The sequence below is a fragment of the Gracilibacillus kekensis genome, assembly GCF_900143085.1.
GTDB classification, from domain to species: domain Bacteria; phylum Bacillota; class Bacilli; order Bacillales; family Amphibacillaceae; genus Gracilibacillus; species Gracilibacillus kekensis.
The window spans coordinates 266,932-281,564 of record NZ_FRCZ01000006.1; the positions used below are offsets into that span (position 1 = coordinate 266,932).

17 protein-coding genes are annotated in these 14,633 nt (G+C 36.2%); 10 read left to right on the top strand and 7 right to left on the bottom strand.

Going from position 1 to position 14,633, the window contains the following annotated elements; genetic code table 11:
• Positions 1–83 precede the first annotated feature (83 nt).
• Positions 84–497, top strand: a complete 414-nt coding sequence (locus BUC25_RS15020) for an RrF2 family transcriptional regulator (RefSeq protein WP_073202753.1) — start codon at positions 84–86, stop codon at positions 495–497.
• 97 nt (positions 498–594) lie between these two features.
• On the top strand, positions 595–1,710 hold the full coding sequence (gene ald, locus BUC25_RS15025; RefSeq protein ID WP_073202705.1) for an alanine dehydrogenase: 1,116 nt from the start codon (positions 595–597) through the stop codon (positions 1,708–1,710).
• A 76-nt stretch (positions 1,711–1,786) separates the two neighbouring features.
• Here ald and BUC25_RS15030 read toward each other — a convergent pair whose 3' ends face one another.
• The gene (locus BUC25_RS15030; protein ID WP_073202706.1) at positions 1,787–2,035 is read right to left on the bottom strand and encodes a YuzB family protein; all 249 of its coding nucleotides are present in this window, start codon (positions 2,033–2,035) and stop codon (positions 1,787–1,789) included.
• Between the two features lie 125 nt (positions 2,036–2,160).
• Between BUC25_RS15030 and BUC25_RS15035 the strand changes: the two genes are divergently transcribed.
• Positions 2,161–2,787: a helix-turn-helix transcriptional regulator gene (locus BUC25_RS15035; RefSeq protein WP_073202707.1), complete on the top strand. Its 627-nt coding sequence runs from the start codon at positions 2,161–2,163 to the stop codon at positions 2,785–2,787.
• A 165-nt stretch (positions 2,788–2,952) separates the two neighbouring features.
• On the opposite strand, the gene BUC25_RS15040 is transcribed toward BUC25_RS15035, so the two are convergent.
• The 4 genes from BUC25_RS15040 to BUC25_RS15055 form a co-directional block, all read right to left on the bottom strand.
• Positions 2,953–3,639 carry an LrgB family protein gene (locus tag BUC25_RS15040; RefSeq protein ID WP_073202708.1) on the bottom strand — a complete coding sequence of 229 codons (687 nt, stop codon included), beginning with the start codon at positions 3,637–3,639 and terminating at the stop codon, positions 2,953–2,955.
• Complete coding sequence (locus BUC25_RS15045) at positions 3,632–4,003, bottom strand: CidA/LrgA family protein (protein ID WP_073202709.1); 372 nt, start codon at positions 4,001–4,003, stop codon at positions 3,632–3,634. Before BUC25_RS15045 ends, BUC25_RS15040 begins: the two co-directional genes overlap by 8 nt.
• A gap of 428 nt (positions 4,004–4,431) precedes the next feature.
• Entirely contained in the window at positions 4,432–4,980 is a 549-nt protein-coding gene (locus BUC25_RS15050) for a GNAT family N-acetyltransferase (RefSeq protein ID WP_073202710.1), read from the bottom strand.
• Between the two features lie 430 nt (positions 4,981–5,410).
• Entirely contained in the window at positions 5,411–6,310 is a 900-nt protein-coding gene (locus tag BUC25_RS15055; protein ID WP_073202711.1) for a TIGR01777 family oxidoreductase, read from the bottom strand.
• A gap of 68 nt (positions 6,311–6,378) precedes the next feature.
• On the opposite strand from BUC25_RS15055, the gene recX reads away from it, so the two are divergent.
• Complete coding sequence (gene recX, locus BUC25_RS15060) at positions 6,379–7,194, top strand: recombination regulator RecX (RefSeq protein ID WP_073202712.1); 816 nt, start codon at positions 6,379–6,381, stop codon at positions 7,192–7,194.
• A 52-nt stretch (positions 7,195–7,246) separates the two neighbouring features.
• On the opposite strand, the gene BUC25_RS15065 is transcribed toward recX, so the two are convergent.
• The gene (locus BUC25_RS15065) at positions 7,247–8,038 is read right to left on the bottom strand and encodes a Cof-type HAD-IIB family hydrolase (RefSeq protein ID WP_073202713.1); all 792 of its coding nucleotides are present in this window, start codon (positions 8,036–8,038) and stop codon (positions 7,247–7,249) included.
• Between the two features lie 140 nt (positions 8,039–8,178).
• Between BUC25_RS15065 and BUC25_RS15070 the strand changes: the two genes are divergently transcribed.
• Both BUC25_RS15070 and BUC25_RS15075 read left to right on the top strand, forming a co-directional pair.
• Positions 8,179–8,511: a YfhH family protein gene (locus BUC25_RS15070; protein ID WP_073202714.1), complete on the top strand. Its 333-nt coding sequence runs from the start codon at positions 8,179–8,181 to the stop codon at positions 8,509–8,511.
• 16 nt (positions 8,512–8,527) lie between these two features.
• A complete protein-coding gene (locus tag BUC25_RS15075; protein ID WP_073202715.1) occupies positions 8,528–8,797 on the top strand; it encodes a YfhJ family protein in 270 nt (89 codons plus the stop codon).
• Positions 8,798–9,390: 593 nt separating this feature from the next.
• On the opposite strand, the gene BUC25_RS15080 is transcribed toward BUC25_RS15075, so the two are convergent.
• Positions 9,391–10,377 carry a metal-dependent hydrolase gene (locus BUC25_RS15080; protein ID WP_073202716.1) on the bottom strand — a complete coding sequence of 329 codons (987 nt, stop codon included), beginning with the start codon at positions 10,375–10,377 and terminating at the stop codon, positions 9,391–9,393.
• A gap of 121 nt (positions 10,378–10,498) precedes the next feature.
• On the opposite strand from BUC25_RS15080, the gene mutY reads away from it, so the two are divergent.
• From mutY to BUC25_RS15100, 4 genes are all read left to right on the top strand, one after another.
• Positions 10,499–11,560 (top strand): A/G-specific adenine glycosylase, encoded by a 1,062-nt coding sequence (gene mutY, locus BUC25_RS15085; RefSeq protein ID WP_073202717.1) that lies wholly within the window; start codon positions 10,499–10,501, stop codon positions 11,558–11,560.
• A gap of 109 nt (positions 11,561–11,669) precedes the next feature.
• Positions 11,670–11,864: a gamma-type small acid-soluble spore protein gene (locus tag BUC25_RS15090; protein WP_058305621.1), complete on the top strand. Its 195-nt coding sequence runs from the start codon at positions 11,670–11,672 to the stop codon at positions 11,862–11,864.
• A gap of 207 nt (positions 11,865–12,071) precedes the next feature.
• On the top strand, positions 12,072–12,602 hold the full coding sequence (gene ntdP / locus BUC25_RS15095) for a nucleoside tri-diphosphate phosphatase (RefSeq protein WP_073202718.1): 531 nt from the start codon (positions 12,072–12,074) through the stop codon (positions 12,600–12,602).
• Positions 12,603–12,630: 28 nt separating this feature from the next.
• Positions 12,631–14,382 (top strand): ABC transporter ATP-binding protein, encoded by a 1,752-nt coding sequence (locus BUC25_RS15100; protein ID WP_073202719.1) that lies wholly within the window; start codon positions 12,631–12,633, stop codon positions 14,380–14,382.
• Positions 14,383–14,633: the final 251 nt, after the last annotated feature.

A 14,633-nucleotide genomic window follows, 5' to 3' on the forward strand; every position in this document is an offset into this window, starting at 1 on the left:
CTATTGATATAGTAAATATAAAGTGAAATTAGTTAATGAGGCATTTCATGATTAATTATGAGATTTTTGAAAGAGGAGATAAAATGAGTTATTCTACAGCTTTTTCCCATGCCTTATCTATTGTTGTTTATACTGCTGTCAAAATAGATGAGGGTGTCACAGAGTATGTTTCGGCACGACAATTATCAGAGCAAATAAACATCCCAAATCCTACGGTTGTGAAAATACTACAATCGCTAAATCGCTTTGGTCTTATAACTACAAAAGAAGGAGCAGGTGGAGGCATACGGCTATCAAAGGGTGCTAAAGATATTACGGTATATGATGTATTCAGTGCGATTGAGGTTGATCGTCCTTTATTTAAATTTTCACTTCCATCTACCTTAAATGATGATAAATCACGTCATGTCGGTCAAAATATTCAACATGTACTGTCGCAAGCTGAAAAAGATATGAAAAAAACGTTACAGTCTACGACAATATCAGATCTATATTAATTTTTTTTGTTAAATTGTATTGTATCCATCTAAAAAAGGGAAAACGAATAATAAGATATTTTCATACCATACTAGCAAAGAGAAGGTAGGTGGGATAATGAAGATTGGTGTACCTAAGGAAGTCAAAAGTAATGAAAACCGGGTGGCGATGACACCGGCTGGAGTAATGGCGTTAACGCAAGCAGGTCATGAAGTGAAGATAGAGCAAGGTGCAGGTATCGGGAGTGGAATTGAGGATCGATTATACCAAGAAGCTGGAGCAACTATTGTAGCTGAGGCAGAGCAGGCCTGGTCACAGGAACTTGTAGTTAAAGTCAAAGAACCCCAAGTCTCAGAGTTTCGTTTTTTCAGAAAAGACTTAATGCTTTTTACGTATCTGCACTTAGCTGCAGAAAGTGATGTAGCAGATGCATTATTAGAAAACAAAACAACGGCAATAGCATATGAAACCATTCAATTAAAAAATGGCGGTTTACCATTGCTGACACCTATGAGTGAAATTGCAGGACGAATGTCAGTACAGGCAGGCGTTCACTTTTTGGAAAAGACGCATGGAGGTAAAGGCGTTCTTGTTAGTGGAGTTCCCGGTGTAGCACCCGCAAATGTCGTGATTATTGGTGGCGGGATTGTCGGAACAAATGCAGCTAAAATGGCAATCGGCTTAGGTGCAAATGTTACATTACTAGATATAAATATTGAACGGTTGAGACAGTTAGAGGATTTATTCTCTGGTAAAATAAGAACATTGGCTTCTAATCAATATAATATTGCAGAGCAAGCTAAAAAAGCAGACCTGCTAATTGGAGCAGTATTAATTCCTGGCGCAAAAGCACCAAAATTGGTAACAGAAGACATGGTAAAAACAATGGAGGCAGGCTCAGTTATTGCAGATGTTGCGGTTGACCAAGGTGGTTCGATTGAAACGATTGACCGGATTACAACACACGAAGACCCAGTTTATATTAAACACGGTGTCAACCATTATGCAGTAGCTAATATACCTGGAGCAGTTTCTAAAACAGCAACATATGCACTGACAAATGTTACGGCACCCTATGTACTACGATTGGCAAATTTGGGATTAAAAGAAATGATTTTAAAGAACCCTTCATTTGCTAAAGGACTAAATACGTATCAAGGAAAAGTTGTTCATGAAGCCGTGGCTCAAGGTTTAGATAAAAGATATATCGAATTATCCTCGATTTTTCAGTAGTCTGAGTGAGATTTGCTGCTCAGGCTTCTTTTTTTTTCGACCTTTTCATAAAAAAAGGTTCCGTCAAAACGGAACCTTATTGTTCGAAGAAAGCTAATTCCTCTTCTATCGCTTTTCTTATTTTTTCTAATGTTTCTTCAGGTGTTTTCCCGTGAATACGTCGATTATTAACAAGCGCATATGGTTTTAATCGACACAATCCACAAAAATTCAAACAATCATTTATTAAAACAGCTACCTCTGGGTACTCTGATTCAATAGTAGCCTCTATATCAAATGTGTTCATTAAATTGCTATCACAAATTTCTACAACAACGATTCCCATTTAATCACCTTCCATCTATGTCTGTATGACGTAAATCACAGACAAAAAGAGAATCATCCTTTAAAATAACGACATAATCCGAATTTGTCAATAGATACGTATTTTAATAAAGGTGGTGTGACAAAATGATTAAACAACAATCTACACGAAATGAGATATTAGAACTTTTAAAGAAGAATCAAGCACTCTCTGTAAATGGAATAACTTCCTATTTAGATATTACAGAAATGGCAGTTAGAAAGCATTTAGTCAAACTAGAAGGCGATAAATTAATTACTGCTAAAACAGTGCGTCAACCAATGGGGAGACCTGTAATTTATTATTCATTAACAAGAGCGGGTGAAAATGAATTCCCTAAAAGTTATGATGTACTTGTGGTGGATTTTTTATCCGATATTGAGCAAACAATGGGCAAAGAAGCAATCTTACAATTGTTTGAAAAAAGGGAAGAACGATTACACAAAAAATATAGCAGACGTATTTATCCAGAGGATAACATATCAGAAAAAGTGCATGCGCTTGTCCAAATTCAACGTGAAGGTGGATATATGTCCGAACTTCAAGAAGAAGATGACACTAGATTATCGTTTTCGCAGTACAATTGTCCCATTGCAGAAATTGCAAATAAATATGATAAGCCATGTGAAGGTGAGCTCGACTTATTTAAATCTGTGCTCAATACTGAGCAAGTGAAGAGAGTAGAATGTATAGCAAAAGGGGGGGACGCGTGTAAATATATCGTGGGCAAATGAAGCAGAAGAAGAAGGCATTCTTCACGGGATAAGTAATGCTGTAGACGGGATAAGTAGTCCGCTTAACGGGATATATTACTCTCTTCACAGGATAAGTCGACTTATCCCGTGAAGAGAAGAAAGTATCCCGTCAACAGAGAGAGTTATCCCGTCAAGAGGATGACTTTAAAAGATCATTAAAAAGAATGGAACTAAAAAAGATACGATTACAGCACTTATGGTCATTGATAAAGCACTCACAGCACCTTCTAATTGTCCTAATTCCAACGCTTTTGCTGTGCCAATTGCATGTGAAGCCGTTCCAATCCCGAGTCCTCTTGCGACAGGATGCTCAATTCTGCAAATCCGAACGATCCATGGCCCAAACATTGCACCACTAATTCCTGCAATCATTACAAAAACGGCTGCGAAAGATAAGTTTCCACCAGCTGTTTCTGTAATGCTGAGAGAAACAGGAGTTGTTACAGATTTAGCTGCAACAGATTTGATAAGCGATTGATCGAATCCCAGTATTTTAGCTCCAATTAATCCTGTTACTACACCTACAGTGGATCCTGCAAATATTCCAATAAAGATTGTACGTGCATACCTTTTAATTAAATCCAATTGTCGATATAGAGGTAAAGCTAATGCTACGACAATTGGTCCAAGGAATAGATCAATCCATTGTCCACCAAGCATATAGGATTGGTAAGGTATGTCGACAATAAATAATAAAATTATAAGTAAGCTCGATGTGAGAAAGATTGGTAATGTAAAAGGGTTTGGCAGAAGTCGATATATTTGTTTACTGGCAAAGAAAAGACCAATGGTTACAATGAGAAAAACGCTACCTAAAAGGAAATCATTCATATGTATGACCATCTTTCTTCACTAGTAATGAGGTAATCAGACTACCACTTAAGATCACCAGAAAGGTGCTCAGGATGATTAAGGGTATCATTAAACTCCCTTTTCCAATAAAGAAGTCTAAATACTGAACCACTCCTACTGTGACTGGAACAAAAAATATCGGCATATCTTTTATTAATAAATCGATGCCATCTTCTACCCACTCAACTCGAATCCATCTAGCAGTTAATAATCCAAAAAATAGTAGCATACCAATGATGCTACCGGGAATAAACAATGAAAACAGTTCCTGGATGGTTTTACCGATATAGTAAAAAATAAATAATACACTGATCTGCATGATTATCTTCAGTATTTTTGGCATATACATTCCTCCGCTCTCTTCCTGAAGCTTTCTTGTTAACTAGAGCGCAAGTCTATTTTCTTTATGCAAGAATGGCAATAAATTGTGCCATACTCCTTATAATATTTTTTCACATTAGTAATAACTAATCCATCTTGAAGCTTACTTTTAAAAAAATATTCTTCATTAAATTCTATTTTTTCTCACAGTGATCACAAAATAATTTCGCTAAAAACATAAAACATGCCTCCTGTAAATATATTAACATATTCACAGCTTTATCAACAGAAACATTCCCTGTCAACATGTGTTTCAGAGTTTATCCACATTATCCACAGAAAAGCGCTAAAAATAACAGTGAATAGCGGAACTTATCAAAACAAGATCCACAACTCTTATGCACAATATGCACAGAGCTGTGGATAAGAATTGTGGATAAATGTTGGACATTATATAGCTTCTTCTCCCTCGGCAGAAGTCTGCGTATGGGAGAAATAGTTTTCTTTTGTAATCACATATAAATCATAAACAGCGACGAGTTGTGAATCATTGATTTTATTAAATACTTCAGGATAGCTTTCATTACCATACATGACAAAAGGGATTTTCAAAATTGCTTTTAAAGAGCGAACATTTGCGCGTCTGATTTTTATGAAAACAGCATCAATGTCATGTTGGTAAAATAACTCCTCAAAAAAGGCGTCCTTTGCTAACTTATTATACCCCTTGCCAAAATACGGTTTGCCAATCCACGTTGCCAGAAAGCCAGCATTATTTTCTATATCAAATAAATTGATGGTACCAATTGGGTTGTATTGTTCGTCAACGATGGTACGGGAAATCAATTCACCGTTTTCTTCTGCTTCGATCGTTTGTTTCGTTAAAAAATAGAATTCGTCACTTGTGTTTACCTTGTGTCTCACGTATGGAAATACTTCAGGATCAGACATTAAATCAAATAACACCGGAGCATCTTGGACGTCTCTTTTTTTTAGCATAAAAAATCCCTCCTTGTTGATGGGAGGGTGAAAAAAAGACAGAGACAGTGCGTCACTTTGTTCTTTCCCACCCTCGAATTTTTATCACGATAATTTCCTGATAAGTTTCACTTGCAATCCTGTTGATTGAAGTCTCACTTTATCAAGTTTTAACAAAAATTCGGGATGGGAATCGAACCCATTAGAACCAGTGAAAATGACTGGTGGCGCACCATTTGCCTTCCCTTATATGAACTGCCGTATCTTGCAATAAACTTTCCAAAAAATCTTACCCTTATCTTACACAATGAATAGGGAAATTGTAAATAGAAAAATCAAAAAAATATTAAAAAATTTCGAGTAAAATGAAGGAATATTAAGAAAACTTTATATATATAACATTATCTTAACCTCAGCACGTAATATAACGGAATTTCATCTATTATTACCTTTAATCATAAATTTCCTTAAGTGCTTCGTCGATGGTAGAATAATTAAATTTATAGCCGAATTCTAGTGCTTTTTCAGGTAGCACTTTTTGTCCATCAACAATTAATATACTCATTTCTCCTAAACCAGCTTTTAATAAAAAACTGGGTGTCGGAAACCAATTTGGACGATTTAAAACATGAGCTAAACTAGCAGATAATTCTTTGTTGCGAACCGGATTAGGTGCAGTCAGATGTAAAACATTCTCTATTTTAGGATGATCCAAGGCAAATAGTAACATTCCGACAACATCATCAATATGAATCCATGATACCCATTGATTACCACTACCTATTTTGCCTCCCACTAGAAATCGAAAAGGCAGAGACATTAAAGGTAAAGCACCTTCTTCACCCAAAATAACTCCAAACCTGGCTAATACAGTACGGACATTATGTGATCTGATTTGCATTGCCGTTTTTTCCCAGGCATCTGTCACTTCAGCAAGGAAGTCATTTCCTTGTTCTTGAGACTGTTCTGTAAATGTTTTTTCATCTGAGGTACCAAAATAGCCAACTGCTGAAGCGTTGATTAAGACTTTAGGCTTGTTTTCTAAGTTAGCTATTAGTTTATCGATTGCATAGGTCGCATTGATTCGGCTCTGATAAATTTTATCTTTTTTCGTTTTGGTCCAATAACCAAACAATGAATCTCCAGCTAAATTGATAATGCCATCAAGCTCAGGCAGTTCGTTTTCAGGTTGGCTTTCATCTGATAACCATCCGACATACTTTACGAAAGAGGTATTGATATATTTTTTAGGGGACCTCGTTAAGATATATACTACGTCTCCTCTAGATGTTAATGCTTTTGTAAGATGTTCACCAACGAATCCTGTTCCGCCTGTAATAGCAATGTTCATTGAAATCCCTCCAGTTATAAATTGTAGAACAAATGTTTGAATGGTAAAATAGAATTGAGGTGATAAGTGTGCCGGAAATAACCAAAATAACAACCCAAAAAAAATCAAAATACCGTTATAACATTTTTTTAACAGAAAATAATCAAGAATATTACGGCTTTAGTGTCAATGAGGATATCCTTATTGACTATCATTTACGAAAAGGTATGCTATTAACACCTGAATTAATTGAACAAATTCAAGAGCAAGATTCCTCTTATAAAGTGTATACCCTATCTGTGAAGTATTTAAGTTTCAGAATGCGTTCTGAACAAGAATTAATCGATTATTTACAAAAGAAAGAGGTTGAAGATACTTATATTGAAGAAGTAATCCATCGCTTGAAGAAAGAAAAATTACTCGATGATACAGCTTTTAGTGAAGCTTTGGTTCGGACTCGTGTTCAAACTTCCAGTAAAGGACCTATGTTGATCAAAAAAGAGTTAATGGATAAAGGGCTACAAGCACCACTTATAGAAGAAGCTTTAAAACATTATTCATTTGAGCAACAGTTTGAAAAAGTTGAGAAATTGGCACGTAAGAAATTAAATAGTTCAACTAAAAAATCTTTTAAACAACAGGAAGATAGTGTGAAGCAAACTCTCCTGCAAAAGGGTTTTACTTTTGATGTTATTTCAGAAGTTATTAACAGTTTGGACGTGGAACGAGATCATGATGAGGAATACAATGCTATTGTATTTCAAGGTGAAAAGTTGGTGACTAAATATCAAAAAAAAGACAGCGGATTTGCTTTAAAACAGAAGGTGAAAGCAGGATTATATAGAAAAGGTTTTGCAGGAGAATTGATTAATCGCTTTATAGAAGAGTATGTAAACGAAGACTAATAAATAACTTACAAGCGAATGCATAGCAACCGCTTGTAAGGATTACTTTATTTTAGTTATTTACTAAATGTGTCAGGCACTCTATTGCCTGATGAACATCATCGACGACATGTGCCGCTTTTTCTTGAACTGATTTTGGAGCGGTGCTCATTGCAAAGCTATTAGGAGTCATTTCAAACATCGGAATATCATTGTATGAATCACCTATTACCGCCATTTCTTCCGGATCTATACCTAAGTGTTTAGCAAGCGTTCGTAATCCCAAGGCCTTACTGACACCTTTTGGAACGATATCCACACATCTTGGATCAGATAGATAGGTTTCACTGACATCCTTAAATTGCTCATTGATTTTTTCTTGTAATACTATAATATCTTTTTCCGAGCCTAGTAACATAAACTTACTAGGTAAAAAAGCATCGTTATATTGATCAGCGAAATCTACACCTTCTACCAATGGGAAATAGAGAATCGATTCCATCGCCTTCAATTCAGGTGTCTTCTTCGAAATATATGATTCATCTGCTGTTGTAATACTGAATGGACTCGAGAATGAACTTATAACGTTGTGTAAGGCATTACTTGTAACTGCATCAAATGTTTTGGCAAGAAGGGCTTGATTACTTTTCGAGTCAACGAATGCCCCGTTTTGACTGATTCGATGTGCGTCATGATTTATTTCTGAACAAATCTTTTTAATATCGCGGTCCATGCGACCCGTCGCTATCGCAAAGTCTATGTTTTGTTCCTGCAGTCGATGAATGGCTGCAATATCTTCTTCCTTAATGAAATTACCATGTTTTAATAGTGTACCATCAAGGTCTGTGGCAAATAATTTTATCAAGCTTAATCAACATCCTTTTTATTGAGTTGCTTTCATTATAACGTTTCTTGTATCAAGAAAAAAATAAAATGAGCCTAAGCTTTTGACCGAAACGAATCTCATGCTAAAATTAAACTAGAAATCAAGATGGTGGTGGAAGAATGGATAGAAGATACAGTTCCTATACAGTAGAAGAATTAAGAGAAGAGGTTGCTAGCTTGAAAGAGCAGCTGCAAAAAGCGGAACAATGGGGAAATGTAAGTGAATATGAAATTATACAAAGAAAAATGCAAATGGCGGCAGCCTATTTAGTAAATCCAGCAGAATTTAAAAAAGGAATGCGGTATGAATTAGCGGGAGACCCTGGTCAAACATTTGAGATAACCTATATCAATGGTGTGTTCGCCTGGGGACACCGAATTAATTTACTGGGGCAAAAATTTGAAGAAGAAGAAGCGGTCCCCCTTTCCATTTTAGGCGATAAACAAAAATAATAGTGGAGGGAGCAACATGCAAGAAGAAATACAACGATTGGCCGAAGAACTGCAAGAGAAAAACCCCTCGCTAACAATACTCGAAGCAAGAAGTTGGGTGGAGCTATTGTGGGAAGATTTTGAAACGACCAGAGCCAAAGCTGGTAGAAAATATGAAGGAGCAGAAGTGACACAAAAAATTGTACGCTATTGGATTCAGCAATATGGTGCAAGTTTGGACGATTTCATCAAAAGGCATCCTAAGTATCAAAAATTAATAAATGGAAGTAACCGTCCCATTCATTAGCAAAAAGAGGAAAAGTCATAATTATTTTGACATGATGTGTGTGCTTAGCAATCGCTACGGCTTGTCCGCTTCCCTTTCCACGGGTTTTTCTCCTCAGCTAACTTTGGTAAGTAAAAACCACTTACCAAAGTGGATCTTCGGATAAAAACATCCCGTAGGAGTAGAAGCGGACGCCTCCGCTAATTAGGATTCTACAACGCTAGCATGAGGAAGTATAATATTATTTATATCATGTAGAACAATGATTTTTTAAAGTAACAGATCATAATGTTACCTTTCACAATAGTTGTAGAACAAATATACTAGCGCAGGCCGCCCACTTTCACTCCTGTGGGAATGTTTTACCTGAAGATCCACTTTTTTTAGCGTTCTTTGCTCAAAAAAGTTAGCTGAAGGTAAAACCCCACGGAAAGGGAAGTGGGCAGCCGGAGCGGATGTTTATCTCACAATACATTTCAAAATTACCACTTTGTATAATAAATATACACCGAGTATTGCGCAGTTCGTTTCTAATACGCATGAAAATCCAAACGATTTAAAAGCCTAATCGTTTGGATTTTTCTAATTAAAAAATTAATTTGTCCCAGCTTCTTTTAAATTGGATTACTATCCATATTTAATTTGTTTTGTAATTTCTCTTCTGAAAACACCCAGCCTGTGTATGAATTCATAATCCGCATGTTATCATCGATTTGTACAACAGCTACAAATGGATAGTGACCGTCAGAACGGTAACGCAAATCGATAAAACGAATTTCTGAAAAATCATCAAACATATTGATTTCCCAACGATAGATCGGTGAAAAAGATAAAAATGCTGAAATGTTTTTATCGGTTCTTGCTAATTCAAATAATGAATTTTCAGGTTCGGGAAGTCGGTGAAACTTATCGTCTATTTCAACATGTCCATCTTCGACCCTGCCAACAAAATGATGTTGATCCGTATTAAACGCCACTCGCCAAGAGTTTTGTTTAGTAGTCGGTGAAGTTGCGATTTGTTCGACCTGTTCAAAGTGCTCATGTATTATTTTGACGATTTCCCGCTTGTCGATATAACGTTTAATATAATACAATACAATAATAAAATAGATCATGATCCAAGTGAATCCAGGTGTAGCACCCAAAATCCAGGCAATAATCCCAATCATGTGTAGACTGAAAATATAAGGATCGAATGTACTTATAAAACCATGGGCAATCCATTTTCTTGTGAATGGCCGATATGCTTGCGTACCATACGCATTAGGTATGTCCACGACTACATGCAGAATAACTGCTAAAAATGTCCATAGCCATAGATGTAAAAAGTTTACCTCTGGTACAAATAAATAGATGATTGATGAAATTAGAATACCCCAGAAAATGACAGCTGGGATGGAATGAGTAATTCCTCGATGATGTCTAATATAGACAGCATTATTTCGTAATTTGAGCACCGTGTCAAAGTCAGGCGAATGGGAACCAATAATCGTACCTACGATGACAGCGGTAAATAAGGTGGGATCTTGTTGTACTACTGGATCTAATGTAGCAAAACCACCTAAAGCAACGCCCATTGCAATATGTGTGCCAGTATCCATCTTAGCTGTCCCCTTTCTTAGTTAATATTGTATCATAAAGTGAATCAGTTAGACGCTATCTCTTCCGACGTTTATAAGCAAAACTTACCGACCATTATACTGTGATAAAGGATGAATAACTTTGAATTACACGTCTACTATCAATATACCCCAATTCCAAGAGGATCTAATCACATGGTTTGAAAGTGAACAAAGAATCTTGCCATGGCGCGAAAATCAGGATCCTTATCGAGTGTGGGTTTCAGAAATTATGTTACAGCAAACAAAAGTCGACACCGTTATTCCATATTTTCAAAACTTCATGAAACATTTTCCAAACCTAGAAGCTTTGGCTAATGCGGATCAGCAAGATGTATTAAAAGCATGGGAAGGTTTAGGGTATTATTCCCGTGCACGCAATTTACAGTCTGCAGTCCAAGAGGTTGTGGAACTGTACGATGCAGATGTTCCAAACGATCCAAAACAACTAGGTGATTTAAAAGGAGTTGGCCCTTATACAAAAGGGGCGATATTAAGTATCGCATTTGACCAGCCAGAGCCAGCCGTTGACGGAAATGTCATGCGTGTTCTATCAAGAATTTTACGAATCGAAGAAGACATAGCCAAACAAAAAACACGAAATACGTTTGAATCAGTAGTGCGAGAGTTGATTTCCCAAGATAATCCTTCTGCATTTAATCAAGGGATGATGGAACTGGGTGCCTTAATTTGTACTCCAAAAAGTCCAAGCTGTTTATTGTGCCCTGTACAAGCGCATTGTGTAGCTTATCGTGATGGTGTGGAACAGACTTTGCCAATAAAGAAGAAAAAAACGAAAAAATCATCACATACTTATTTTGCACTGGTTATCCAAGATGATGCTGGAAATTTTATTATTGAACAAAGACCTGAACAGGGTTTACTTGCTAAGCTTTGGCAATTCCCTATGGTGAGCACTAATGAAGTTGATGAAAATCATCTATCTGTATTTATTCAGGAAAAATATCAAACAGATATAGATACTGTCGAAACGTTGGAGCCTGTAAAACACGTTTTTTCACATTTGACCTGGTATTTACATGTAAAAATGATTAAGGTAAGAGGAAAAATAAGTTTAAACAAAAACATGAAACTAATGTCAAAATCTGAAATTAGCAAATATCCATTACCAGTATCCCATCAAAATATATATAAACAATTGTAACGGTATATACCATTTGTAAACGAATCTTTATCCCTCTTTTAAAAAAGCAATATTTTTTGGATAAAAAAGAATCTGCTTGGGCAAATTAATTGTCGTGGAGGTGATATTGATGGCTAAACGTAATAATCAAGCAAATCCAGCAAACCAAGCAAACAATGCAAGTAAAACAAATGCTGCTGAAGTAAAACGTCAAAACCAACAAGCTGCTCAAGGGCAAGGGAAGTATGGCACTGAGTTTGCTAGCGAAACAAATGCACAAGAAGTTCGCCAGCAAAACCAAAAGTCACAAAACAACAAAAAATAATTATACAAATGAAAGCTTGGCTCTTCCAGTGGAGGGGCCAAGTTTTTTTGTTAGGAGAAAGCCGGTGTTTCGTCAGCTGTAATAAGAGGTAATTTTCACTCGATTTTTGTAAATTTTTTAATACCAATGAGAATTGTATTAGTTTCAATTGTAAATATTTATCGTTATAATGGTTACTATTATGATATTCAAGAAAGGGAGATACGTATGGAGACATCCGAGCCAGGAAAAATCATCCAAATCCAAAGCTATAAACATAATGGTCAACTCCATCGTGTCTGGGATACAACGACGGTATTAAAAGGAACGAGTAATCGTGTGATCGGAGCAAATGATAAAACACTTGTGACCGAAAGTGACGGACGTACATGGGTGACAAGAGAGCCTGCCATTTGCTTTTTTCATGCGAAGTATTGGTTTAATGTAATCGGAATGTTACGTGATGATGGGATTTATTATTATTGCAACATTAGTTCGCCGTTTGTTTTTGAAGATGGAGCGGTTAAATATATTGATTATGATTTAGACGTGAAAGTATTTCCAGATATGACATACACACTGTTAGATGAAGATGAATATGATTTGCACAAAAAGCTGATGAATTATCCTAAAGTATTGGATAAAATTTTATGGAACAATGTAGAATACTTATTGCATTGGATCAGGCAACGAAAAGGTCCGTTTTCGGCAGAATTTGTCGATCAATGGTACGAGTTTTACTTGACATATCGCTCATGAAAGTCATCAAGAAAAGAGGTGAAGTTGATTGGATAGTATAAAGCGCTATATGAAATTTGTCTTCCCATATAAGTGGAAGATATTAATTACTGTAATAATTGGGATCTTTAAATTTGGTATCCCTCTTTTAATGCCTTTAATTGTGAAATATGTTATTGACGATATAATTGGTGCAGAAGGATTGACATCTGACGAAAAATTGACAGAATTATTCTGGTTGATGGGTATATCTGCAGCTTTGTTTATTATACTAAGACCACCAATTGAGTATTATCGTCAATATTTAGCACAATGGACAGGGAACAAAATTCTATATGATATTCGCGACAGATTGTTTGATCATATTCAGCGCCTTAGTTTGCAGTTTTATTCACGAACGAAAACAGGCGAGATCATTTCAAGAGTAATTCATGATGTCGAGCAGACGAAAAACTTTGTTATGACAGGACTTATGAACATTTGGTTAGATATGTTCACCATTTTAATTGCCATTATCATTATGTTATTTATGGATGTCTGGTTGACGATTGTAGCAATAGCGTTATTCCCTTTATATGCAATCTCTGTCAAGATATTTTACGGAAGACTACGTGATTTAACAAAAAAACGATCGCAAGCATTGGCACAAGTCCAAGGACATTTACATGAGCGAGTACAAGGAATTCCAGTAACTCGTAGTTTTGCCCTTGAAGATTATGAGGAAAAAGAATTTGATAAACAAAATCAAAATTTCTTAGACCGAGCAATTGATCACACATCCTGGAATGCCAAGACTTTTGCAGTGATGAATACCATTACAGATGTTGCTCCATTATTAGTAATTGGCTTTGCAGGTTATTTTGCGATCACTTCAGATTTAACTGTAGGTACGATTGCAGCATTTGTAGGTTATATGGATCGTGTGTACAGTCCATTACGCAGGTTAATTAGTTCCTCAACTGTATTGGTTCAGTCGATTGCCTCGATGGAGCGTGTCTTTGAATTTATTGATGAAGATTACGATATTAAAGACAAACCACATGCAACGCCGTTAAAACAGGTGGATGGAAAAGTGGAGTTTGATCATGTCTCGTTCCGTTATGAAGAAGAGGAAGATTTGGTATTAAACGATGTATCGCTAAATGTGAATCAGGGTGAGACGGTAGCACTTGTTGGTATGAGTGGTGGTGGTAAATCCACCATAATTAGCTTGATTCCTCGATTTTATGATGTTACAAAAGGTCGAATTCTAATTGATGGTAAGGATATTCGCGATGTTCAGGCAAGATCACTAAGGGATAAAATAGGAATGGTTTTACAGGATAATATTTTATTTAGTGAATCGATTGCAATGAACATTCGAATGGGTAATCCTGATGCTACAGATGAAGAAGTTATCACTGCAGCTAAAGCAGCAAATGCTCACCAGTTTATCACAGAACTTTCAAAAGGGTATGACACACTTGTTGGAGAAAGAGGTGTGAAGCTTTCAGGGGGACAAAAACAACGGATTGCAATTGCACGAATTTTCTTAAAAAATCCACCATTGCTAATTTTGGATGAAGCGACTTCTGCCTTAGATTTGGAAAGTGAAAGTTTAATACAGGAAGCATTAGAAAAATTGGCATCTGATCGTACTACTTTCATTGTTGCTCACCGACTATCAACGATTACACACGCAGATCGCATTGTGTTAATTGAAGGCGGCGCAATAATCGAAGAAGGGACACATCATGAATTAATGAAAAAGCAAGGTAATTATTATAAACTTTATCAAGTTCAGGAATTAGATGATAATTAAATTTTGATTAAAGGGATTCAGTTTAAATGCTGGATCCTTTTTAGTACTTAAATTGAATTTAGTGTCTCATCGGCATTTCACAAAAGAATAACGTCAAAAATCCCGACGAGAAGTCGTCTCATCGGCAATTCACAAACGATTAACGTCCAAAATGCCGACGAGAAGCACTCTCATCGGCAATTCACAAACGATTAATGTCCAAAATGCCGACGAGGAGTCGTCTCATCGGCAATTCACAAGCGAATAACGTC